We start from the raw sequence: 21,540 nt of genomic DNA on the forward strand, positions 1-21,540 counted from the left end.
AGATCCCGAAGAATGGAACCCGGCAAAACCGCTTCCACAAAAAGATTCTTCTCCATCACCATTTCCTCCCCCGCCTCCGACCGCAGGGCCTTAAAAATAGGAGTGGCCGCATCAGGCCACTCCTCCCAAGTCACCGGACACACAATGGCCTCCATATACACAATGCCCGCTACCCGATCCCGATGCCGGTTCGCCCAATCAAACCCCAACGCCGACCCCCAGTCATGCACCACAAAAGTAACCTGATCACCCAAATCCAAAGCCTCAAGCAACCCATCGAGGTAACGACGGTGCTCAACAAACCGATACGCATCAGGGCCATTAGCCGCCAACTTGTCTGAATCGCCCATACCGATCAAATCAGGAACAATGCAGCGGGCCTTCCCTGCCACATGAGGAATAATGTTTCTCCACAAATACGACGACGTGGGGTTCCCATGGAGAAAAACAACTGAATCCCCCACCCCCGTCTCATGATAAGCCATCTGCTTACCCTCAACTTCCACAAACTGCTTCGCCAACGGGGTAGTAGAAAACTCAGTCATAGGTGCTCCTTAATAGACAAACAGGCCTCAAGAAACAGTACAGCACAAAAATCTAGCCGCTGAAATAGTCAGCAGTAAAAAACCAAGCCACCACAATTTCGATAACCCGCTAACCCACCAACTGGGTATTAATGCTCAGAGCGGTTTGGCAAACTGCTTGTTCAATGAAAGATTGATCGGCTTGGGCCGGAAAACGAAAAGCTGGGCCATAGACCGCCACCGAAGCCACCACCTGGCCATCTGCGCCCCACACCGGAGCCGCCAGCCCGTTGATTTCTGACGAAAACTCACCCATAGTCCACGCCACCCCGGCCACGGCCACCCCGGCCACCCGACGCTTCAACGCCGTTTTTGAAGTCACCGTGTGTTCCGTAAAAGCCTCTAGGCCCTTGGCGGCATAGGCCTCAACCTCGGCCGGGCCCCAAGCACCCATCAACGCCAACCCGGCAGCAATAGTGTGCAACGGAAAACGCTGACCCGTCCAATCAGTTACCTGCACCGGGCTCTCCACCGTGACCTGGTCTACATACAAGCCATCACGACCGTCCCGCACCGCAATTGACGCACACTCGCCCAACAAGTTCGCCAACTCCACTAAATGCGGGCGAGCCACCTCACGCAACGACCGTGGCGACACCGCCGACCCGGCCAGCGCACGCAACCCCTCACCAACCACAAAACGCCCCGCCTCATCGACTCGCTCAACTATGCCCAACTCACTCAAACTGGCCAAAATGCGTGAACAAGTGGACTTTGCCAAACCAGTGGCTCGGGCTACTTCAGAGACGCCAACCGCCGCCGGCCCGTTAGCCACGGCCCTCAACACACTGAAAGTTCGCTCGATGCTCTGAATACCGCTAGTATAACCAGAAAGAAACGGACCGTTCCACTCAATGGAACACTTGCCTCTTCAAGAGAAACGAGAGCAGCATGCGCGACGAAGCACAATGCGTAATCATCGGCGGCGGCGCCATGGGCGTGGGCCTGCTCTACCATCTGGCCCACCAAGGCTGGACCGACACCCTGCTCATCGAAAAAGGCGAACTCACCTCTGGCTCCACCTGGCACGCCGCCGGTCTGGTGCCCCACTTCATCGGCAGCCTCAACATGGCCAAAGTGCACGCCTACGGAGTTGACCTCTACAACAACCTAGAAGCCGAAACCGGCATGTCACCCGGCTGGCACGGCTGCGGTGCGATACGCCTCGCCGTCACCGACGAACAAGCCCAGTGGTACCGCCGCGTCAAAGACATGCTCGAACTCATCGACGTCGAAGCCCACCTCATCGGTCCCAACGAAATACCCGAACACGCACCCCTCATTGATGACGTCTCCGACATAAAACTCGGCTTCTGGACCCCCAACGACGGATGGGCCGACCCCACTGGCTCTACCAACGCCATGGCCACCGGAGCCCGCCAACTGGGCGCCACCATCGCCCGCCACACCCTGGTCACCGGCACCCGCCAACTACCCGACCAGCGCTGGGAAATCACCTGGGAACGCAACGGCGAACAAGGCACCACAGTGGCCGAACACCTCGTCAACGCCGCCGGCCACTACGGCCCCCAACTGGGCGCCATGGCCGGGCTGGACATACCCATCGTGTCGATGATCCACCAATACCTCATCACCGAACCCCTCGCCGAAATAGCCGCCCAAACCACCGAAATGCCCGTGGTACGCGACCCCCGCTCCTCGGCCTACTACCGCTACGAAATAGACGGCCTGCTGGTTGGGCCCTACGAACGAGCAGGCGCCGAAACCTACGGCACCCAAGGCATCGACTGGGACCTCCACTTTCACCTCACCCCACCCAACCTCGAACCCCTCATGCCCTGGCTCGAACACACCGCCCAACGCATACCCGCCTTCGCCAACGCCGGCATAAAACAAGTCATCAGCGGGCCGATAACCCACACCCCCGACGGCGGCTACCTCATGGGCCCCGCCCCCGACCTCAAAAACTACTGGCTCTGCGTCGGCGCCTCCATCGGCATCACCCAAGGCCCGGGCGCCGGAAAATACCTGGCCCAATGGATGGTCCACGGCCAAACCGAAATCAACATCGCCGAAATGGACCCCCGCCGCTTCGGGCCCTGGGCCACCCAGGACTACACCATTAAAAAATCCATCGACGAATACCACGAGATGTACCAAGTACGGCTACCCGGCGAACACCGCCCCGCCGGGCGACCCATGCGCCAAACCCCTATCCACGAAAACCTTGACGCCCTCGGTGCCCAATGGCAAGACGTCTACGGATGGGAACGGGTGGCCTACTACGGCGAACCCGAACAACACTCCTGGCAACACTCCAACGCCTTCGACCACGTAGCCCACGAATGCGCCGGGGTACGCAACCGCGTTGGCCTGGCCGACCTCACCGCCTTCGCCAAATTCGAAGTAACCGGCCCCCACGCCGCCCAACTCTTAGACCGCATCACCGCCAATCGTCTGCCCGCTACCGGCGGCCTACGGCTCAGCCATCTACTCACTTCCGACGGCGGCATCGAAGCCGAAGTCACCATCACCCGCCTCAGCGACGACCGGTTCTACCTCAACTCTGGCATCACCAGCCAAGGCCGCGACTTTGACCTGCTCCGCAACCAAATACACCCCGACGAAAACGTCACCGTCACTGACGTCACCGGCAACCTTGGGCTGCTGGCCATCACCGGCCCCCACGCCCGAGACGTACTCGCCACCCTCACCGAAAGCTCCTTGGCCACCGAGGACTTCCGCTGGCTCACTGGCCAAGAAATAACCGTAGCCGGCGTCGACTGCTTGGCCCTACGCGTGTCTTACGTTGGCGAACTCGGGTGGGAACTCCACCACCCCATCGACCAAATGCCGCAGTTATACGCCGCCCTCGTAGCCGCCGGCCAACCCTACGACCTCGTACATTTTGGCTCCTACGCTATGAACGCCCTCCGGCTCGAAAAAGGCTACAAAGGGTTCGGCAGCGAACTCACCACCGAAATCACCCCCATCGAAGCCGGCCTCCAACGCTTCGTAAACCTCGACGGCGACTTCACCGGCAAAACCGCCGTACAAGCCCGCCAACAACAAAACCCCGCCGACCTTGACATGGTTTTGGTCTACGCCAGCGTCGACACCACCGACTACGACTGCCGCGGCAACGAACCCTGCTACGCCCCCAACGCCGAGCCCACCGAACCACCCATGGGCATCACCACCAGCGGCGACTACGGCCACCACGTTGGCCAAAGCCTGTGCTTCGCCTACGTAACCCCCGCCTACGCCACCGCCGGCCAACAATTCTCCATCAGCCTCTACGGGCAACGCCACACCGCCACCGTGCTCGACGCACCCGCCCACGACCCCACCAACGAAAGACTTCGAACCTAACCAACACCTTGCGGAGGACGCATGACTGAAACCCAACCCCAACGCAGCGGACGCTCCGGAGGACGAGCCGCCCGAGTAGCCGCCCGAGCCGCCGGACCCACCGAAGACGAGCGCGCCGTACGCCCCGGCTTCAGCGGCGGCGCTTACAAACCACTCACCGACAACGAATGCAAACAAGTCTACGAAACCGCCTTAAACCTTCTCGAAGACCTCGGCATGGGCACCCCAGTACCAGAATTCATCGACGTAGTAACCGCCGCCGGCGGACACGTAGACAGCGACGGACGTTTACACTTTCCCCGCGCTGCAGTCGAACACGCCATCAGCACGGCCGCCAAAAAATTTACCTGGCACGGACTCGACGACGAAAAATCCATCGAAGTGGGCGGCGACGCCGTGTACTTCGGCACCGCCGGAGCCGCCGTATCAATCTACGAACACCAAACCCGCACCCACCGACACTCAACCCTGGCCGACGTCTACGACATCGCCCGCCTCGTCGACACCTGCGAACACATCCACTTCCACGTACGCACCGTAGTACCACGCGACATGATCGAAGCCCCCGAACTCGACCTCAACACCGCCTACGCCCTCGCCATGGGCACCACCAAACCCATCGGCACCTCATTCTTTCAACCAGAACACGTTTACGAAGCCGTAGACATGTGGGACGAAATGCTGGGCGGCAAACCCGGCTCCTTTGCCGAACGACCCTTCTGTGTAGCCAACAACACCTTCGTGGTGCCACCCCTGCGCTACGCCGAAGACGCCGCCCATTCCATGGTGGCCCAAGTACGCGCCGGCGTACCCATCAACCTGCTCTCCGCCGGCCAAGCCGGAGCCACCTCACCAGCCGCCCTCGCCGGATCACTCGCCCAAGCCCTCGCCGAATGCCTCGCCGCCCTGACCTGCGTCAACCTGCTCAAACCCGGCCACCCCTGCGTCATGGGGCTCTGGCCCTTCGTCTCCGACCTACGCACCGGCGCCATGACCGGCGGCTCCGGCGAAGAAGCCGTACTCAGCGCAGCAGCCGCCCAAGTAGCCAACTGGTTAGGCCTTCCCTCAGGAACAGCAGCCGGCATGAGCGACTCCAAAATGCCCGACAACCAAGCCGGCCACGAAAAAGGGCTCACCGTAACCCTGGCCGGTCACGCCGGAGCCAACCTGGTTTACGAATCCGCCGGCATGCTGGCCAGCCTGCTGGCCTGCTCCTACGAAGCCATCATCATCGACAACGACATGCTGGGCGCCATCAACCGCACCCTACGGGGCATCGAAATAACCCCCGAAACGCTCTCCGCCGAGGTCATCGCCAACGTCGTACACGGGCCCTCACACTTCTTAGGCCAAGACCAAACCCTGTCCATGATGCAAAGCGAATACGTGTACCCCGAAGTAGGCGACCGAGTGAGCTCCAACGACTGGAACGACGCCGGCTCAAAATCCGTCGACGAAACCGCCAGAGAAAAAGTGGCCGAAATACTCAGCAGCCACTACCCCAACCACATCAACCCCCAAGTAGACGCCGCCGTACGCGCCCGCTTCGACATCCGCCTCCCCCAAGAAGCCCTTAACCCCCAAAGCCCGTGACCGGGGGACAGGCCCTAGATCACGGACTTTGATGGCCTTCAACACCAGGCGGACGACCCAAGGCCACCATCGATGTCCAAAAAGTTCGCGTAATCGGGTCAAGAAATAGCGGTGCTCCAAACCCAGCAAGCACCGACGGAATCAAAATGGGCTGCCACGACGGGTCCGGCATCGCCAACAAAAATGAGATCACAATCGTCACCAGCAACACAAACCCACTCATCATGGAATTCACCCCAACCGCCCCCATCCAATACCCTTGCGACCGGGTAAAAATGAGGCCACAAGTGGGGCACGTCTCGCGCATCTTCCACCAACTATGAAACAAACCCCGGCCGCCACAGGCCGCACAAGCCATAAATAACCCGCGCAACACCACCCGAACCGGGTCCGCTCCATCCATACCCGTCTCGGACAAAGTGACCGCCCGCAAAGCCTTGGTTTCTTCGTTCATCCCCCAACGCTAACGCCACCCCACCCCACCCCACTTCAACCAATATTAAGACACATGGGGTCAGACCCCACGTGTCTTAGTTTTGGTTGCGAACAAGGCGCAAAGAGGCGCGACGTGGCAGTATGGGGCATGACCATTGACCCCATGGCCCGACCCAAAGCAGAGCCCTACCAAGACGGCAGCGGACCCCGCAACGCCATCGTCATCCTGCTCGACAGCCTCAACCGGCGCATGCTGGGCTGCTACGGCGGCGACGAATTCGACACCCCCAACCTTGACCGACTGGCCGCCCGCTCCCTCCGCTTCGACCAGCACCACTCCGCCTCACTGCCCTGCATGCCCGCCCGCCACGACATACTCTGCGGCGCCTGGGACTTCCTCTGGAAACCCTGGGGCTCCATCGAACTCTGGGAATCCAACATCGCCCACGCCATGAAAATGAAAGGCATCGCCACCGGGATTATCTCCGACCACCCTCATCTCTTTGAAACCGGCGGCGAGAACTACCACACCGACTTCGGCATGTGGGACTACGTACGCGGCCACGAAGGCGACCCCTGGCGGCTACGCGACGACCCCAGTTGGGCCGGCACCCCCGCCCTGCCCGCCGCCGAAGGATGGTTCCGCCACGCCTACGACACCAGCCGCACCTGGTTCCGCGACGAAACCGACTACCCCGGACCCCGCACCATGTCCGCCACCGCCGACTGGCTCGACCGCAACGCCGGACACCACGACCGATTCTTCCTCTTCGTCGACGAATTCGACCCCCACGAACCCTTCGACACCCCCGAACCCTGGGCCTACCGCTACCACGACCAACGCGACGAAGACCTCCTCATATGGCCGCCCTACATGAAAGACGCCATCAAAAAAGGAATCCTCACCGAAAAACAAGCCGCCCAACTACGCGCCAACTACGGGGCCAAACTCTCCATGATCGACCACTGGTTCGGCAAAATCCTCGACGCCATGGACCGCAACAACCTTTGGGAAGACACCGCCATCTTCCTAGTCACCGACCACGGCCACTACCTCGGCGAACGCAACGAAACCTTTGGCAAACCCCTGTCACCCATCTACAACCTGCTGGGGCACATCCCCATGCTCATCCACTGGCCCGGAGTCGAACCCGGCCACCGCACCGCCCTCACCACCAGCGTCGACGTACACGCCACCCTTGCGGAAATGTTCAACCTCAACATTGAGCACCGCACCCACGGCATCTCACTACGCCAAGTAATCGAAGGAACCCAAAACCAAGCCCGCGACTGGATGCTCCAAGGATATTTCGGCCTCGAAGTCAACCTCATTGACCACCACGGCAAATACCTACGGGGCGCCGAAGGCGACACCGGCGACATCAGCATTTGGTCCAACCGGTGGTCCACCATGCCGGTAGCCATCCTCCCCAACGCCGGCCTCCCCCGGCCTGACGATCGAGCCTGGCTCGACAAAATGCCCGGCAGCGACATCCCCGTAATACGCCAACCCCTCACCGGAGCCGAAATAGCCGGAGGAGCCATACTCCTCTCCGGGCGCGGCGCCGGCACCACCTCAGAGCTCTACGACACCCAAGACGAACAAGAAACCGAAAACCTCATCGACACCCCCCGAGCCGACCACTACCAAGAACTCCTCCGCCACGCCCTCACCGAAGTAGAAGCCCCCGCCGAACAACTCGCCCGCCTCGGCCTCTAGAACCTAGACCCGTGGGGGTCTGACCCACGTGTCTAGGTTTCTAAGTATCTGTGTCTAAAAACCAAGAGTCCGTTACCTGGGGACTATCCCCAAGTAACGGACTTTTTGGGGAAAGCTGGGGTTAGCCGGCTACTACGAGGCGGCCGATGCTGCTTTGTGGGTTGATAACCGTGACGAGATCGATCCAAGGAACAACCACCGCAGGAGTACCCACCACGCCAGCCGCCACCTGATACTGATCAAAAACAACCAACAATCCAGGACGAGTCACCAACAAATTAGCGAAATTCTCCGCCACCGGCATCAAACCCTCATCCCACACCATCTCCACCCCAAGATCCTCCACCAACAACTCATGCGAACGCTCCGCCACCACCTCCAACCAATTGTCCGCCGGACCCCCGGTAAACAACTCCACAACCGGCAACACCCGGCCATCAGACAAATCAACCATCACCGACTCCACCCACGCCTGCTGGCTGGCCGCCCCACCCCACAAAATCGTGCCCTTAAACAACACACTCAACAAAAAATCGTTATCAAACACCACCTCACCATCACCCAACAACCGGCTCGGCTCACTCAACGCATCCTCCCCACCCATCAACTCCGCCAACTCCCCAGCAAAACCCAAATACACCCGGTCAGCCACCGCCTGCAACGCCCCATTAATGGCAAAATCAGCCGCCGTTTCTGTCACCTGCGGATACGACAACTCATAAGAACCCGCCGCCGCCATCTCACCAGACAACACACCCACCTCAACCTTGGTAGAGCCCCCCACCCCCACCGACCAATCCATCTCCGCCTTCAGATCCTCCTCAATAGTGACCTCCGGAACATTCGGCTTCGTACTCGCCGGAACAACACCAGCCGCCCCAGCCTGCACCCCCGCCTCAACCACCTGATCAACCACCAAAACATCCAACGTGTCCGACGGAACACCCCCCTGCAAAACTCTCCCGTCATAACCCGCACAAGACGAAACAACCGACAAGGCCAGCAAAGCCACACCAAACGACCGAACCCTCAGAAAAAATAAGACCTTCACCCGGCCAGCGTACCTACCAAGAGCCCGCCACAAAGCGCGGCAACCCAACACAACCCCGAATGAGGACTACCATCAAGCCATGGCCAAAATTTCAAGGCGCAACAAACGCAAAAAAGCCACCGCACCCTCCACCGTGCAACCCACCGACAGCGCCCCCATCGCCGACCAAATACTGCTCGACCTCGCCAACGGGCTCCGCAACCTCGACGAACGCCTCAGCGACCTCGAACACAAATTCAACGCCCTAGGCACCGAAGCCGGCGAAAACGACGAAGAAACCCTCATGGACCTCCGCCTCCAAGGCGCACGACTTTCCGCCGAACTCACCCGAGTCACCGTAGAACTCCGCGGACAAATCGCCGAACTCGCTCACCAATTCGAACCCATCACCCCACCCACACCGCAACTCGAAAACGACGAAAGCTTCGCCGACCTGACCGCCGACTCACCGGTACGCGCCGACGAACCCTCACCTACCGGCCGACGGCTCAGCGGCTGGCAACCCGCCGACTAACCAGCAGACGCCGCCAACGCCGCCACCAGCGACTGAATACGGTCCTGCAAACGGCCAAACTCCAACCAATCCGCAGGATCCTGCGCCAAAGCAGCAGCAGACTCACGCTGCAACTGCTCAATCTCCGCCACCAGCGTCACCACATCCTCAGGAATACCCTCAATCGGGGCAACCGGTTCGTCCGGATCATCAACCGAAACCACCGGTTCATCAACCGCCGGCACATCAGAAACAATGCCATCGGGGAACAAAGCCGCCAAACTGTGGCCCGTTAACTCCTCCAAAGCCTCCTGGAGCGAATCGGCCATAACAACTTTTTCGCCAGCCACCACAATGACCCGCTCCAACTCCGGCACCGTGGAGTCTCCATCTGCTTGCACATACAACGGACGCACATACAAAATTGAATTCTCAATAGGCACCAACAACAACTCACCAAAGAGGACGTCTGAACCCCGCTGGCTCAACAACGTCTGCAAAGTAGCGACCGCTTCATCGTTACGAATGCGCTCCTCAGCCAAAGCCGGGCCATCAAAGTTTGACGTCGGCGGACGGTACACCACCAACTCGCCGGCGTGCTCCCCATCGCTACGACCCACCACGTAAGCCGCCAATTCCTTACGCGCATCCTCATCATCAAGCGGCACATAAGCCCGCAAAATCACAAACTCCGCTTCCTCAGCATCAGGCAAACTCACCATGGTGCGATAAGGAGCCATACGCACATCACGCGTCCCCACCCGTGTCCCCTGCGCATCAACCAACACTAAATCTGCGGCACCCTCACCACTGCGACCAGGGTCCTGCGACACCGCCCACTCAGCAGCCCGCTGATAAAAGTTCTCCGTGTTATCCACGTGATACGAACCCCACAACTCCGACTGCACACGAAACAAATCCTCGGCATAACGCATATGCGCCACCAACTCTTCAGGCATCTCCGAAACCGGCGTAAACAAATTACTAAACGCCGACTGGTAAGCAGCAATAATCGGATCCTCATCATCAACAATGTAAAAAGTCACCGTGCCATCAAAAGCATCCACCACGGCACGCACCGAATTACGCACATAATTGAAATCGCTGCGCAAACCACTCTCCGTACTCAAATCAGACACCGGCGCACGCTGCGAATACGGGTAACGATTCGTCGTCGTATAACCATCGACCACGTACACCAAACGGCCATCAACCATCACCGGATAAGGGTCCGCATCAAATTCCAAAAACGGAGCCAACTTCTTGACCCTCTCCTGCACATCACGAACATAAATAATCCGAGACTCATCAGTAACAAAGTTAGAAATCAACGGCTCCAACTCAGTAAACCGCAAAGCAAAAGCCGCCTTACGCAACAGCGACCCCATCGGCACCCCAGCTTGGCCACCGATATCGGCGTAACGCACCGACTGGGTTTCTTGATTCTCGTCAGTGAAATCCACCTCATCACGGCTGGCCCCCACCACGGCATAACCACCCAAACCCTCGCCAATATAAATCTGCGGACGATCCAACGTGACCTCCATTGACTCATCAATAGAAACCGGCAAATCACCAATCACAAAATCCGGGTCACCAGAACCACGCACCCGACTCACCGGCGCCATAGCCACCCCATAACCATGCGTAAAAGCCACATGCTGGCTCTCCCACGAACGAGTCTCATTCAGATCCAACTCACGAGCGCCCAACAACACCTGGGTCATCTCGCCATCAATGAGATAACGATCGGTATCCAAAACATCAGCAAAACGGTAAAACTCCCGCTCACCCTGCAAACGGTCAAACGTGCCCTGAACCACCACCGGGTCCATCACCCGAATATTGCGCACCGTGGTCGGATTCTGCAACAAATCAACCGCAGTGATCTCATTATCAAAATCCTCAATCTGCAATTCCACCAAGTCATCCAAACCAAAAGCCGTCCGGGTCGCCGCAATATTACGAGCAATATAAACCGACTCCTTCTCAGACTCCGCAGGCTCCACCCGCAGGTTCTGAATAACCGCCGGATAAATACTGCCCATCACCAAAGCCACCAAAGCCCACAAACCCACCGCCAAAGTAGGCAACACCCAACCCCGGCGCCGAACATTAACCGCCAACAACAACACGGCAAACAACGAAATCAAAATCAACAAATTCATGGCCGGCAACTGTGCCTTCACATCGGTGTAACTAGCCCCATCAACCGCACCCCGGGTAGAAGTCGTCAACTCAAAACGAGCCAACCAGTAACCCGCCGCCTTCACCAAAGCTAAAAGAGCCAATAGTGCCGACAAATGCATCTTCACCTTCGGTTGCACCCGCTCGCCAAACGTCTGAAAACGAATACCCCCATTGAGATAATGGGCCACCGACGTAACCAACAAAATCACAAACAAACTAGAAAACAACCAACCCACCACAAAACTCAAAAAAGGCAACTGGAAAATAAAGAACCCAAGATCGCGACCAAACTGCGCATCTACCGAACCAAAATCGCCGCCATTAGTAAACAGCAGCCACTCTTGCCACCGGTTACCAACCCCCGCACCAGCCATCAACGCCAACACAAACGAAGCCACCAAACGCAGCTTGCCGGCCCGCGAACCAATCAACAAATGCCACTGGCTTACCAAATCTTCTTCTGGCCCAGGAGGGCGCACCGCCGGCGCCATACGGTCAGCGACCGTCAGGTTGCCGTACACCAACACAAAAAACAGTGTTGTAAACAATACAACCAACACCACTTGAGCACCTAAAACCGACGTAAACACATCGTCGTGACCCAACTGGTCAAACCACAAGAAGTCCGTGTAAAAACCGGCGATCCCCCGCAAGGCCATCAAACCAAAAATACCGACTACCGACACCACTGCCATAACGGTACGAAAACGGCGCGGCGACCCGCCACCACGGCCCGGAACCGGACGCGGACCCCGAGGCGGAACACCCCCCGACGAAGAACCAGAAGATTGCGGACGAGGGCTACTTTCAGGGCGCATAAAGCGAGCCTACCGCTGCCCCCCACAAGCCCGCCCTTAAAGACAAAACAAGCAAACTAAGGCAGCGACAATTCCAAAGCATTACCACCCAACGCAGCCAAAGCAACCAACGCCTCATCCAACGTCGCCACCCCCACCACATTCAAATCGCCCGCCTGACGCTGCGCCGCCGCCAACTCGCTCATCGGAACCAAAAACAAATCCACCCCCGCCTTACGAGCAGCCACCGTCTTTTGCTCAATACCCCCAATAGGGCCCACCGCCCCCGACAACGAAATAGTGCCCGTAGTAGCCACCTGAAAACCACCAGTCAATTCCCCCGGCGTTACTAAATCCAGAACCGACAGCGTCAACGCCAAACCCGCCGAATTACCCCCCACAGAACCCGTATCAACATGCGCATTAAACGGCATACCCGGAGCATCCTCCGTACGAGTCTGCGGCTGAATACCCAAAAACGCCACCGACGGGTCATCCTCTCGAGCCCCCATCACCACCGAAACCTCTCGAGGAAACGAACCATCCACCGCCTCCACCGCAAAAACCAACGTCTCACCAGGCGCATAACGACGAATCTCCACCACCAACTCTTCAGTGGTATCCACCACCACCCCATTAATAGACCGAATCACATCATCAGTAGTAAACAAACCCTCCGCCGGACCCTCCACCGAAGCCATCCCCACCCCAGTCGCCACAAACGGTTCAAAACCCAAATGCAGCAAAGCCACCGCCACCGCAGTGGACTTCGAAACCCTCATCAAAGCCAAATTAAAAGCCCGCACCTCACCACGATCACGATCCCCCATCACCAAATCTTCATCCAGTAACAACACCGAATCATCCCACTTAGCCCACAAATACTCCCACCCATTCACCGAAGAATCTTGACTCACCGTAGTAAACAAAACCTCGCCCACCGGATCAAAAGTATCCACCCCCGTAACCACAATGCGCTCCGCCAACGGGTTCACCGAACCAGGAGAAAACACATAATAAGGCAACCGCACAAAGGTCATAACCAACACCAAAACAACACCCAGCAAAAACAAAACCGCCAGCCAACGCCGCTCACCAGACAAGCGACGCAAACTCATTGACCCCCCTGCGACCGGGGCAGGCTCATCGCCAACTAGCATCTCAGGTGCCGTGACCACTTCACTAATACTTTCCTCTTCCCTCACCACGTTCATGCCCTCCGCGGCCCTCTTGGCTGGCGCGCTGCTGCTGTTCTCCGCCCGCATCACACCGGGACCCCCCCAGCCTGCCACGCTGACCAACAATACGGCATGCACCCCGCAAAAACTCGCACAAAACCTTTGGAAGGCCGACCACGCCATACGCCGCACCTGGCTACCCCCCAGCGGCGACACCGAACGAGCCATCGACCGCAAATGGAACCTGGCCGCCCTCAGCGGAATCTGGTTTCAGCCCCCACGAAAAGTACTCACCGGCCGCCGAGCCCGCATCCGCTGGTGGCACCGCCTACGTTCCCTCGCCGCCCTCGTGGTACTCATCGCAGTCGGCGGAGCATTCATCGCCACCGCCTTCGGAGCACTCTTTTTTGCCGGCACCTTCCTACTTGAACAAGCCATCGGCTAACCCATGGTCGGACGCTACGAACACCCCACCGAACCCCCCGACCCAGCCACCGCCCAACGTCGACGTCAAGCCATCCTGGCCGGACACCAAGCCCCCAACACCAGCGCCGACACCGCCCGCACCCTCCTGGCCGACCCCCAAGCCCCCGTACGAGCCGCCGCCCTCAACGCCCTCCACCGACTCAACCAACTCACCGGACCCCAACTCACCACCGGCCTAAACGACCCCACAGCAGCCGTACAACAACAAGCCCTCAACGTGGCCACCCAACAACTCCCCACCAAAGAACTCGCCCAAGAAGTCGCCCAACTCCTTGACCACCACGACCCAAACGTAATAGAAACCACCTGCTGGGCCCTAGGAGAAATCCTTCCCGAACTCAACCAACCAGAACTCAGCGAACAACACGCCACCCAACTCGCCGACCTTGGACAAAACCACGACGACCCCCTCTGTCGAGAAGCAGCCATCGCTGCCCTGGGCGCCCTCGGTCACCCCAACAGCCTCCAAGTCATCTTGGCGGCCCTCAACGACAAACCCCCCATACGACGCCGCGCCACCCTGGCCTTAGCCCCCTACCAAGGGCCCCAAGTAGACGCCGCCCTAAAACGCATGCTCACCGACCGCGACCCACAAACCCGACAAGCCGCCGAAGACCTCACCAGCTCGCCGCTTAACGACCCACCTGACGAGGACGAGACTCCATAAACATGGCCCGCATCGCCTCAAAACTCTCAATGCACTGACCCGCACCCATCACCACACACTCCAACGGTTCACCAACAATATTTACCGGCACCCCTGTTTCTTCCGCCAAACGCACATCGAAACCCCGCAACAACCCGCCGCCACCCACCAAATGAATACCCTCATTCATCAAATCCTGGCCCAACTCCGGCGGCGCCTGTGTTAAACACGTCACCGCCGACTCAATCATGGCCGCCACCGGTTCATTAATCGCCCGACGAATCTCAGTGGCCGTCAAAATCACTTTCTTCGGTAACCCCGTCATCATCTCTTGACCAGCCACCTCGGCCCGTAACTCCTCAGCCACCGGAGCCGCCGACCCAATTTGGATCTTGATTTCCTCCGCCGTGTGCTCCCCAATAGCCATACCGTGTTCGTTTTTTACATACTCCATAATCGCCGCATCAATATCAAACGAACCAATCCGCACCGCCTCTAAAGCCACCACCCCACCCAAAGACAACATGGCCGACTCCGACGTGCCACCGCCCACATCAACCACCATGTTCCCCATAGCCTCACTAATCGGCAAGTTGGCGCCAATAGCCGCCGCCAACGGTTGCTCAATCAACTGCGCATCAGTAGCCCCCGCCCGACGCGCCGCCTCAGTAACCGCCCGACGCTCCACCGCAGTAATCGCCGACGGCACACAAATAAGCACCTTGGGGCGATTGAACCGACTCACCCCCACCCGCTCAAACAACACCCGCACCATGCGCTGAGTAATATCGAAATCTTTAATCGCCCCCTTACGCAACGGGCGCTCCGCCACCACATGCGCCGGCGTACGACCAATCATCTGCCACGCCTCGTTACCCATAGCCAACACTTCACCCGAACGCTTATTCAAAGCAATAACCGAAGGCTCCGCAAAAACCAGGCCCTCGCCCCGGGCATAAACCAACGTGTTGGCCGTACCTAAATCAATCGCTAAATCCCGAGCCATTAGAACCGTCGCTCCGGATCAACATTTTTATCTGACACCACCCGATTAGGTTGCGTAGCCGGACCCGACCGACTCGTCCCCACCCCCGGCTGGTGCAAACCACGCAACGTATTGCGAAACTCGTTTGGATCATGCAACACCTTGCGAGGACGGCTAAACAACCACAACAACAACGACCCAGTCACCGCCAAACCCCCCGCACCCGCCAAAAACATTACCGACGAATTCATGCCCGACTCGACTCAACCACGTGCTGCGCATCGGTACCCCAATGCTGGCCACCGGCCCACGTTTCTTGCTTCCAAATAGGCACCGAAGCCTTTAACGCATCAATACAAAAACGACCCGCATCAAAAGCTTCCGGACGATGAGGCGAAGAAACCACCACCAACACCGCCGCCTCACCAATAGCCAACGGACCCACCCGATGCAACAAAGCCACCTGGCGCACCGCAGGCCAACGCAAACGAGCATCCTCAGCCACTTGCAACAAACGAGGAACCGCTTGCTCCTCATAAGCCTCGTATTCCAAAGCAGTCACCGCATCACGACCCGGAGCATGATCACGGGCATTACCGCTAAACAAGACCACCGCCCCACAATCCGGCTTATTAGCCCACGCCAACACCTCAACCACCGGCAAATCCGCAGCCGACAAACCACACCAAGTATCCCCCACCGGAGGAGTCAACAGGGCCAAGCCCGGTGCAATGTCAGACATAACGAACATCGTACGACCCGGCCAGCAGCAACGCTCAACTTTTTCGCCAACGCCCCACCAAACGACCCAAAATCACCAACCCCAACAACACCGCACCACCGGCCACCGCCAAAGACAACTGCTGACGACGCTTCGCATCCAAACGATCAGTAGCCCGCGGCTCATAACCCACCACATACGCCTCCTCGTTGCTATGCGAAGGCACCCAACCCAACGACCGCAAACGATCATTAGCCACCACCCACGGAAACACCGTGTACGGCACCACAGAAGGCGGCGCATCGGTCAAACCCAACTGCCACCGCACCTCCGCCACCCACGAAGCCACCGGCGCCGGCAAACGCAACCGCGGCGCCGGGCCCCCCAACTCCGCCATCATCGGCGCAGAAATCCAACCATCGGGCGCCACATTAACCGGGCCATCAAAACGCTCCGCCACCACACACACCACCGCCTCAGCCAAATCATCGGCATGCACAAACTGACCCAACGGGTCGCCCTCTTGCGCACGAATAGCCGCCGCCGAAGCCAAAATACGCGCCAAACCCCCCGGCCGTTCCTCAGCCACCGTCACCGCAGGACGCAACAAACTCGCCGAACGCCCCGCTGCCTTACCGGCCCAAGCCGTCGCCAAACCCTCCAAAGACGCTCGATGCTCAGCAAAACGGAACCCCCGACAAGGCTGTACTCCCGCCTCCTCAGTCAACGGCACCGGGTTATCAGCCCACGCCCCATAAACCATGGCCGACGAGCGCACCACCACATGAGCCACCCCAGCATCAGCCGCCGCCGCCAACAAACGCTCCGCCACCGTCAACATGTCGTGGCCCGGGTCTCCATGCACATCTTGGGCCCGCACCCCCGAAGCCAAATGCACCACCACATCAGCCCCCATTAACAAAGAACGCAAATCGGCCACCGCCAAATCCACGGTCAACAACGACACCTCGGCATGGGACGAAACCCCCGAACGGCGATCCAAACCCACCACAGAAAAACCCTCATCAGCCAGACGCGTACAGACCTGACGACCCACCGCACCAGTAGAACCGGTGACCACCACGCGAGGCTTCTGACTGTTCACCACCCTACGATGCCCTTATGAACAGCAATCAACTACCCGAAGACCCATTTGATGACGAATCAAAAGACCCGTTCGCCCAACTCAACCACCTTTTCGAAACCCTAAACCAGCAAGGAACAGGCGGGTTTGACCAACTCTCCAACCTTGACCCCACCGCCCGAGCCCGCGAAATAGCTCGCTCCATAGCCGCCGAAGGGCAACCCGAAGCCAACGTAGACCCCGTAATGCGCATGGAATACGAACAACTCGCTCGAGTCGCTCAACTCCAAGTAGAAAACCACACCGGCCTACTCATCAACCGCGGCCAACCCCTAGTCATCGAACCCCTCACCCGAGGCGCCTGGGCCGAACGCAGCATCACTGCCCTCGAACCACTGCTAGCCAAAATGACCGGCGCCCTCAACCAAGACCTCCCCGAAAACTTCACCCTGGACCTCCCCGAAGAAATCGCTGCCCAACTTCCCCCCGAACTCCGCCAATCACTCGGCCAAATGTTCTCCACCTTTGCCCCCATGATGACCAGCATTACCACCGGCACCATGGTGGGCCGCCTCGCCCAACGCAGCCTGGGCAGCTATGACCTGCCCATCCCCCGAGCCGACGACCACCTGCTGCTCGTCGCCCCAAATATTGAAGAGTTCGGCAACGACTGGAGCCTGCGCAGCGAAGACCTCCACCTCTGGGTATGCCTCCACGAAACTCTGCACCACGCATTGTTCGGCATCCCCCACGTACGCAAAGCCATAAGCGACCTCCTCAGCCGCCACGCCGCCGGTTTTCAAAACGACCCCGACATCCTGCAACGCTCCCTCGAAGACATCGGCATAGACCTCCAAGGCGGCCCCGAAAACCCCCCCAACTTTTCACAAATGCTCGACCCCGAAACCATTCTGGGGGCCGTGCAATCCCCTGATCAAAAAGCCCTCCTGCCCTACCTCGAAGCCCAAGTAGCGGCCATCATCGGCTACGTCGACCACCTCATGGACGAAATAGGCACCGGGCTCATCGCCAACTACCCCATGATCACCGAAGCCTTACGACGCCGCCGAGTAGAAACCCACGAAGCCGATCGATTTGTCGAAAAAATATTAGGCCTCAACCTGACCCAAGACCAAGTAGACCGCGGCGCCTCCTTTGTCGAAGGGATCATCCAATGGGGAGGCCACAACGAGCTCAACCGTTTATGGGAAGAAGCCCGCTTTTTACCCACCCCAAACGAAATAGACAACCCACGCCTCTGGCTAGCTCGCATCTCGCTACCCGAAGACCCCACAGAAAACTAACTAGTTTTTCGGATCATCCTCTTGGCGATCCCACAACGGCAACTGCCCATCAGCACGATCCGACGTCACCGGAGTAGGCCGTACCCGCACCCCGCGAAGAGAAAGTAAATACCACAACAACGACACCGCAGCCAACGAAGCCACCCCGCCAAAACCCACATAAACCGGGAACGGCAACACCGTCGCCAACAAAGCCCCCACCGACCAACTCATTTGAAAACGAGCCTCGTAACGGGCAAAAAATCGCCCATAGTTTGCATCGGGAGCATCACGCTGCACCAACGAATCAAAAGCCAACTTCGCACTGCTCGCCGAAACCGCAATCACCCCCGACGCCAACACCGCACCCCACACATTGCGCAAAAATGAGGCACCCAACAACCCTAAAAAAGTGAGCAACAAGAAACGCAAAATAATGTGCTCCTCCACCACCCTTCTCCGCAACAAGGGCACCGTTTTTGCCCCCAACAACACTCCCAACCCAGCCGCCAACATGACCAAAGCAAAATGCCACGGCGGCGCCCCAGGCGTACCAAAAACAGTTTGGCCCCGCACAAAACCGGTCGCCGCACCCGCCGCACGACCCAACCCCTCCAACGGCAAACCCTCTTCGCCGCCTCGCAAAGCAAAAGCCAACAAAAAAGTAACAAAACCCACCGCAGCTCGCAAAAAAGTCATAGAACGCGCCGTCAACACAATACTTCTGGCCGCTAACTCAAGGCGCTCCTTAACTGGCTCGTCTTCAACCGCCACCTTAGGAACCTGCAAGAAATAAAGCGCCGCCAAAGCAAAACCCCCCACCGCAGCCCAAGCCGGCCAATTCGCTCCCCCCAACAAAGCCAAACCCCCAATACCCGCCCCCACCATGGAACTCAACGCACTAGCCAAACTCATCTTGGCATTGGCATGCACCAAAGCAACTTCTGATCGCACCAAATTCGGCACCAACGCACTTTTGGCCACCGAATAACTTTTTTGCAAAATAAGAAAACCAAAAGCCTCAGGGAACAACAATAACCCCGTCAAATGTCGGGTCATTAACCACGCCAGCACCGCACGACCCACCACAGTAAAAAGAATCATGGCCCGACGGCCACCACGAGCCCGATCAATCAACGGGCCAATAAACGGCGTCACCACAGCAAACGGAGCAATGGTCAACACCAGATACAAAGCCACCCGCCAACGCGCCGCACTAGGGTCAATCGAGAAAAAAACCGACCCGGCTAAAGCCACCGCAATCATGGCATCGGCCATAGCCGCTACCGCATGAGCCCGCGCCATCCGAGTAAACGGCGTCAACCACGGCTTCGGATTAACTGCAGCAGAAGAAGGACTGGTCACAGCAACAGGCTACGGGGTGGCCACAAAACGCTCACCACCAACGCAACAAAATTACCGCCACCAACACCTGCGCTAAAGCCCCGCCGGCCCATGCCAACCCTCCACCGGCAAATCCGCCACCTGCGCCGAAGGAGGAGCTAACGCCGTAACCGTGGCATAGCCCTTACGTAGCCACGCAGAATCCGTACCGTGAGGAATATCGCCGCTAGTCGGCAAAAGATCAATATCTATACCATGCTCGTCCCTACCCACAATGCTGGTATGCACTCCGCCCACCGGAGCCAAATCGCAATGACGCAACCCCAAAACCTGGTGATGCTCAATATTAGGAACATTAAGATTCAACACCGTTTTCGCCGGAGCTTCGGGCAGCCACTGCAACAACGGAGCAGCCATTTGGGTCGCCGTTTCCCACCGCCACAAACCATGATGATCATCAGCGCCATCGCCCAAACTCACCGCCAACGCTGAGCGCTCAAACTTCGCCGCCACCAAAGCCGCCGCCACCGTGGCCGAATGCAAAGTAGATCGACCCGTATTAGGACCCTGATTAACCCCCGACACCACCAAATCAGGCGGATCGCCAAAACCACCCAACATCGCCAACATGACAATTAACGCCGGAGGCGCCTCCACCGCGGAAACTTCCCAATCTTCTAAACCCGGCAACTCAACCCGCCGCACCGGCACCCGCGAAGGATCATCCAAAGGCCCCAAAGCAGCAGCCGCCCCACTCCAATTAATAGCCGGCGCCGCCACCACCGGCACAAAACCAGCCTCCGCCACCATGGCCGCTAAAGCCGCCACCCCCGGGGAATCAATCCCATCATCGTTGGTAACTAGTATTCGTTTCGGGCTATTCACCAGGAATCCTTTTAAAGTCGCGTGTCCTCTGACTCATCAAAATAGTCAAGTTGATCAACTGGCATAACCACCGCCGAAACCACATTCAACGAATGGGCCGAAATCCGCTTCAAAAACCGAAATAACAATGCCCGCGGCACCGCCAAAACCCCCGGCTCGGTGAAATGAATAAGCGCCTTAACCTTCTCATCAAAACCCCGACGCAGCTCGTCACCTCGACTTATGTAATCCCGAGCCCGCTCTTCATCTCGCGTAGCCAAAATTTCGCCCATTAAAGCGATACGAGAAGAAACCTCGTCACGCAGGGCCAAAATCTCCTCAAAATCAGGAGAATCAACAAGCGACACTCCTTCCTCCGCTAAATCAAAAATGTTTTTGTTGTAATCCCCGATGCGCTCCAGGTCTTTAACCATGTTCATAAAAACCAGCACCTCCGGAGTATCCGTGGCGCCATGCACCGAAGCATGCACCAACAAAGCTCGGCGAATCTCCATTTCTGTCAAGTTGATTTGCCGATCAGTGCGCCGCACCTCCTCAGCCACCGTTTCTACCGCACCACCCGTAACGGCGTTCATGGCCAAATCAAAAGTATGGCGGGCATCATTAACCATGCGCTGAACCTGCGCATCTATCTGCTCAAGCCCGCCCTCATCAGGACGTCGAAAAAAACTCATTACCATGTCATCAACTCCAATAGTTGGTTACTTGTTATTTTGACGGAAAAAAACTGAA

The 21,540-nt window shown here is 58.2% G+C and carries 19 protein-coding genes and 1 pseudogene (1 of these 20 cut by a window edge); 7 read left to right on the plus strand and 13 right to left on the minus strand.

Annotation, left to right across the window (positions count from 1 at the left end):
- Together EYQ49_04010 and EYQ49_04015 are read right to left on the minus strand one after the other, a co-directional pair.
- Nucleotides 1–545 (minus strand): annotated as a pseudogene (locus tag EYQ49_04010) (haloalkane dehalogenase) (it extends 347 nt beyond the left edge of the window).
- Nucleotides 546–654: 109 nt separating this feature from the next.
- The gene (locus EYQ49_04015) at nt 655–1,359 is read right to left on the minus strand and encodes an IclR family transcriptional regulator (GenBank protein ID HIG25049.1); all 705 of its coding nucleotides are present in this window, start codon (nt 1,357–1,359) and stop codon (nt 655–657) included.
- Nucleotides 1,360–1,475: 116 nt separating this feature from the next.
- Between EYQ49_04015 and EYQ49_04020 the strand changes: the two genes are divergently transcribed.
- Entirely contained in the window at nt 1,476–3,917 is a 2,442-nt protein-coding gene (locus tag EYQ49_04020) for an FAD-dependent oxidoreductase (GenBank protein ID HIG25050.1), read from the plus strand.
- Nucleotides 3,918–3,938: 21 nt separating this feature from the next.
- Nucleotides 3,939–5,510 carry a methyltransferase gene (locus tag EYQ49_04025; GenBank protein HIG25051.1) on the plus strand — a complete coding sequence of 524 codons (1,572 nt, stop codon included), beginning with the start codon at nt 3,939–3,941 and terminating at the stop codon, nt 5,508–5,510.
- A gap of 19 nt (nt 5,511–5,529) precedes the next feature.
- On the opposite strand, the gene EYQ49_04030 is transcribed toward EYQ49_04025, so the two are convergent.
- Entirely contained in the window at nt 5,530–5,964 is a 435-nt protein-coding gene (locus EYQ49_04030; GenBank protein HIG25052.1) for a DUF983 domain-containing protein, read from the minus strand.
- A gap of 144 nt (nt 5,965–6,108) precedes the next feature.
- Here EYQ49_04030 and EYQ49_04035 point away from each other — a divergent pair, with 144 nt between their 5' ends.
- Nucleotides 6,109–7,665, plus strand: a complete 1,557-nt coding sequence (locus EYQ49_04035) for a sulfatase (GenBank protein ID HIG25053.1) — start codon at nt 6,109–6,111, stop codon at nt 7,663–7,665.
- Nucleotides 7,666–7,786: 121 nt separating this feature from the next.
- Here EYQ49_04035 and EYQ49_04040 read toward each other — a convergent pair whose 3' ends face one another.
- On the minus strand, nt 7,787–8,716 hold the full coding sequence (locus EYQ49_04040) for a DUF3298 domain-containing protein (GenBank protein HIG25054.1): 930 nt from the start codon (nt 8,714–8,716) through the stop codon (nt 7,787–7,789).
- A 79-nt stretch (nt 8,717–8,795) separates the two neighbouring features.
- On the opposite strand from EYQ49_04040, the gene EYQ49_04045 reads away from it, so the two are divergent.
- Entirely contained in the window at nt 8,796–9,230 is a 435-nt protein-coding gene (locus tag EYQ49_04045; GenBank protein HIG25055.1) for a hypothetical protein, read from the plus strand.
- On the opposite strand, the gene EYQ49_04050 is transcribed toward EYQ49_04045, so the two are convergent.
- Entirely contained in the window at nt 9,227–12,217 is a 2,991-nt protein-coding gene (locus EYQ49_04050; protein HIG25056.1) for a UPF0182 family protein, read from the minus strand. The two genes, EYQ49_04045 and EYQ49_04050, sit on opposite strands and share 4 nt — an antisense overlap.
- 56 nt (nt 12,218–12,273) lie before the next feature.
- Nucleotides 12,274–13,314 (minus strand): hypothetical protein, encoded by a 1,041-nt coding sequence (locus EYQ49_04055; GenBank protein ID HIG25057.1) that lies wholly within the window; start codon nt 13,312–13,314, stop codon nt 12,274–12,276.
- 52 nt (nt 13,315–13,366) lie between these two features.
- On the opposite strand from EYQ49_04055, the gene EYQ49_04060 reads away from it, so the two are divergent.
- Both EYQ49_04060 and EYQ49_04065 read left to right on the plus strand, forming a co-directional pair.
- On the plus strand, nt 13,367–13,819 hold the full coding sequence (locus EYQ49_04060; protein HIG25058.1) for a hypothetical protein: 453 nt from the start codon (nt 13,367–13,369) through the stop codon (nt 13,817–13,819).
- Between the two features lie 3 nt (nt 13,820–13,822).
- Complete coding sequence (locus EYQ49_04065; protein ID HIG25059.1) at nt 13,823–14,527, plus strand: hypothetical protein; 705 nt, start codon at nt 13,823–13,825, stop codon at nt 14,525–14,527.
- Here EYQ49_04065 and EYQ49_04070 read toward each other — a convergent pair.
- The 4 genes from EYQ49_04070 to EYQ49_04085 are packed head-to-tail and all read right to left on the minus strand — an operon-like array spanning nt 14,493 to nt 17,320.
- Nucleotides 14,493–15,512, minus strand: coding sequence for a rod shape-determining protein (locus tag EYQ49_04070; GenBank protein HIG25060.1), 1,020 nt, complete (start codon nt 15,510–15,512; stop codon nt 14,493–14,495). The genes EYQ49_04065 and EYQ49_04070 overlap by 35 nt on opposite strands.
- Nucleotides 15,512–15,742 (minus strand): hypothetical protein, encoded by a 231-nt coding sequence (locus EYQ49_04075; GenBank protein ID HIG25061.1) that lies wholly within the window; start codon nt 15,740–15,742, stop codon nt 15,512–15,514. The genes EYQ49_04070 and EYQ49_04075 overlap by 1 nt, the downstream gene beginning before the upstream one ends.
- The gene (locus EYQ49_04080; protein ID HIG25062.1) at nt 15,739–16,233 is read right to left on the minus strand and encodes a molybdenum cofactor biosynthesis protein MoaE; all 495 of its coding nucleotides are present in this window, start codon (nt 16,231–16,233) and stop codon (nt 15,739–15,741) included. The genes EYQ49_04075 and EYQ49_04080 overlap by 4 nt, the downstream gene beginning before the upstream one ends.
- A 34-nt stretch (nt 16,234–16,267) precedes the next feature.
- On the minus strand, nt 16,268–17,320 hold the full coding sequence (locus tag EYQ49_04085) for an NAD-dependent epimerase/dehydratase family protein (protein HIG25063.1): 1,053 nt from the start codon (nt 17,318–17,320) through the stop codon (nt 16,268–16,270).
- Between the two features lie 14 nt (nt 17,321–17,334).
- Here EYQ49_04085 and EYQ49_04090 point away from each other — a divergent pair, with 14 nt between their 5' ends.
- Nucleotides 17,335–18,600 (plus strand): hypothetical protein, encoded by a 1,266-nt coding sequence (locus EYQ49_04090; protein ID HIG25064.1) that lies wholly within the window; start codon nt 17,335–17,337, stop codon nt 18,598–18,600.
- Here EYQ49_04090 and EYQ49_04095 read toward each other — a convergent pair whose 3' ends face one another.
- The 3 genes from EYQ49_04095 to EYQ49_04105 all read right to left on the minus strand — a co-directional run bounded on the left by EYQ49_04095 (nt 18,601) and on the right by EYQ49_04105 (nt 21,488).
- A complete protein-coding gene (locus EYQ49_04095; GenBank protein ID HIG25065.1) occupies nt 18,601–19,944 on the minus strand; it encodes a hypothetical protein in 1,344 nt (447 codons plus the stop codon).
- 72 nt (nt 19,945–20,016) lie between these two features.
- On the minus strand, nt 20,017–20,811 hold the full coding sequence (locus EYQ49_04100) for a 5'/3'-nucleotidase SurE (GenBank protein ID HIG25066.1): 795 nt from the start codon (nt 20,809–20,811) through the stop codon (nt 20,017–20,019).
- 8 nt (nt 20,812–20,819) lie between these two features.
- Complete coding sequence (locus tag EYQ49_04105; protein ID HIG25067.1) at nt 20,820–21,488, minus strand: hypothetical protein; 669 nt, start codon at nt 21,486–21,488, stop codon at nt 20,820–20,822.
- Between the last annotated feature and the right edge of the window lie 52 nt (nt 21,489–21,540).

Source organism: Acidimicrobiia bacterium, from assembly GCA_012959995.1.
GTDB lineage: Bacteria > Actinomycetota > Acidimicrobiia > Acidimicrobiales > MedAcidi-G1 > MedAcidi-G2B.

Coding starts and splice junctions, on each gene's coding strand:
- EYQ49_04020 (HIG25050.1), top strand. CDS start 1,476: ATGCGCGACGAAGCACAATGCGTAATCATCGGCGGCGGCGCCATGGGC.
- EYQ49_04025 (HIG25051.1), top strand. CDS start 3,939: ATGACTGAAACCCAACCCCAACGCAGCGGACGCTCCGGAGGACGAGCC.
- EYQ49_04030 (HIG25052.1), bottom strand. CDS start 5,964: ATGAACGAAGAAACCAAGGCTTTGCGGGCGGTCACTTTGTCCGAGACG.
- EYQ49_04035 (HIG25053.1), top strand. CDS start 6,109: ATGGCCCGACCCAAAGCAGAGCCCTACCAAGACGGCAGCGGACCCCGC.
- EYQ49_04045 (HIG25055.1), top strand. CDS start 8,796: ATGGCCAAAATTTCAAGGCGCAACAAACGCAAAAAAGCCACCGCACCC.
- EYQ49_04050 (HIG25056.1), bottom strand. CDS start 12,217: ATGCGCCCTGAAAGTAGCCCTCGTCCGCAATCTTCTGGTTCTTCGTCG.
- EYQ49_04055 (HIG25057.1), bottom strand. CDS start 13,314: ATGAGTTTGCGTCGCTTGTCTGGTGAGCGGCGTTGGCTGGCGGTTTTG.
- EYQ49_04065 (HIG25059.1), top strand. CDS start 13,823: ATGGTCGGACGCTACGAACACCCCACCGAACCCCCCGACCCAGCCACC.
- EYQ49_04070 (HIG25060.1), bottom strand. CDS start 15,512: ATGGCTCGGGATTTAGCGATTGATTTAGGTACGGCCAACACGTTGGTT.
- EYQ49_04075 (HIG25061.1), bottom strand. CDS start 15,742: ATGAATTCGTCGGTAATGTTTTTGGCGGGTGCGGGGGGTTTGGCGGTG.
- EYQ49_04080 (HIG25062.1), bottom strand. CDS start 16,233: ATGTCTGACATTGCACCGGGCTTGGCCCTGTTGACTCCTCCGGTGGGG.
- EYQ49_04090 (HIG25064.1), top strand. CDS start 17,335: ATGAACAGCAATCAACTACCCGAAGACCCATTTGATGACGAATCAAAA.
- EYQ49_04105 (HIG25067.1), bottom strand. CDS start 21,488: ATGGTAATGAGTTTTTTTCGACGTCCTGATGAGGGCGGGCTTGAGCAG.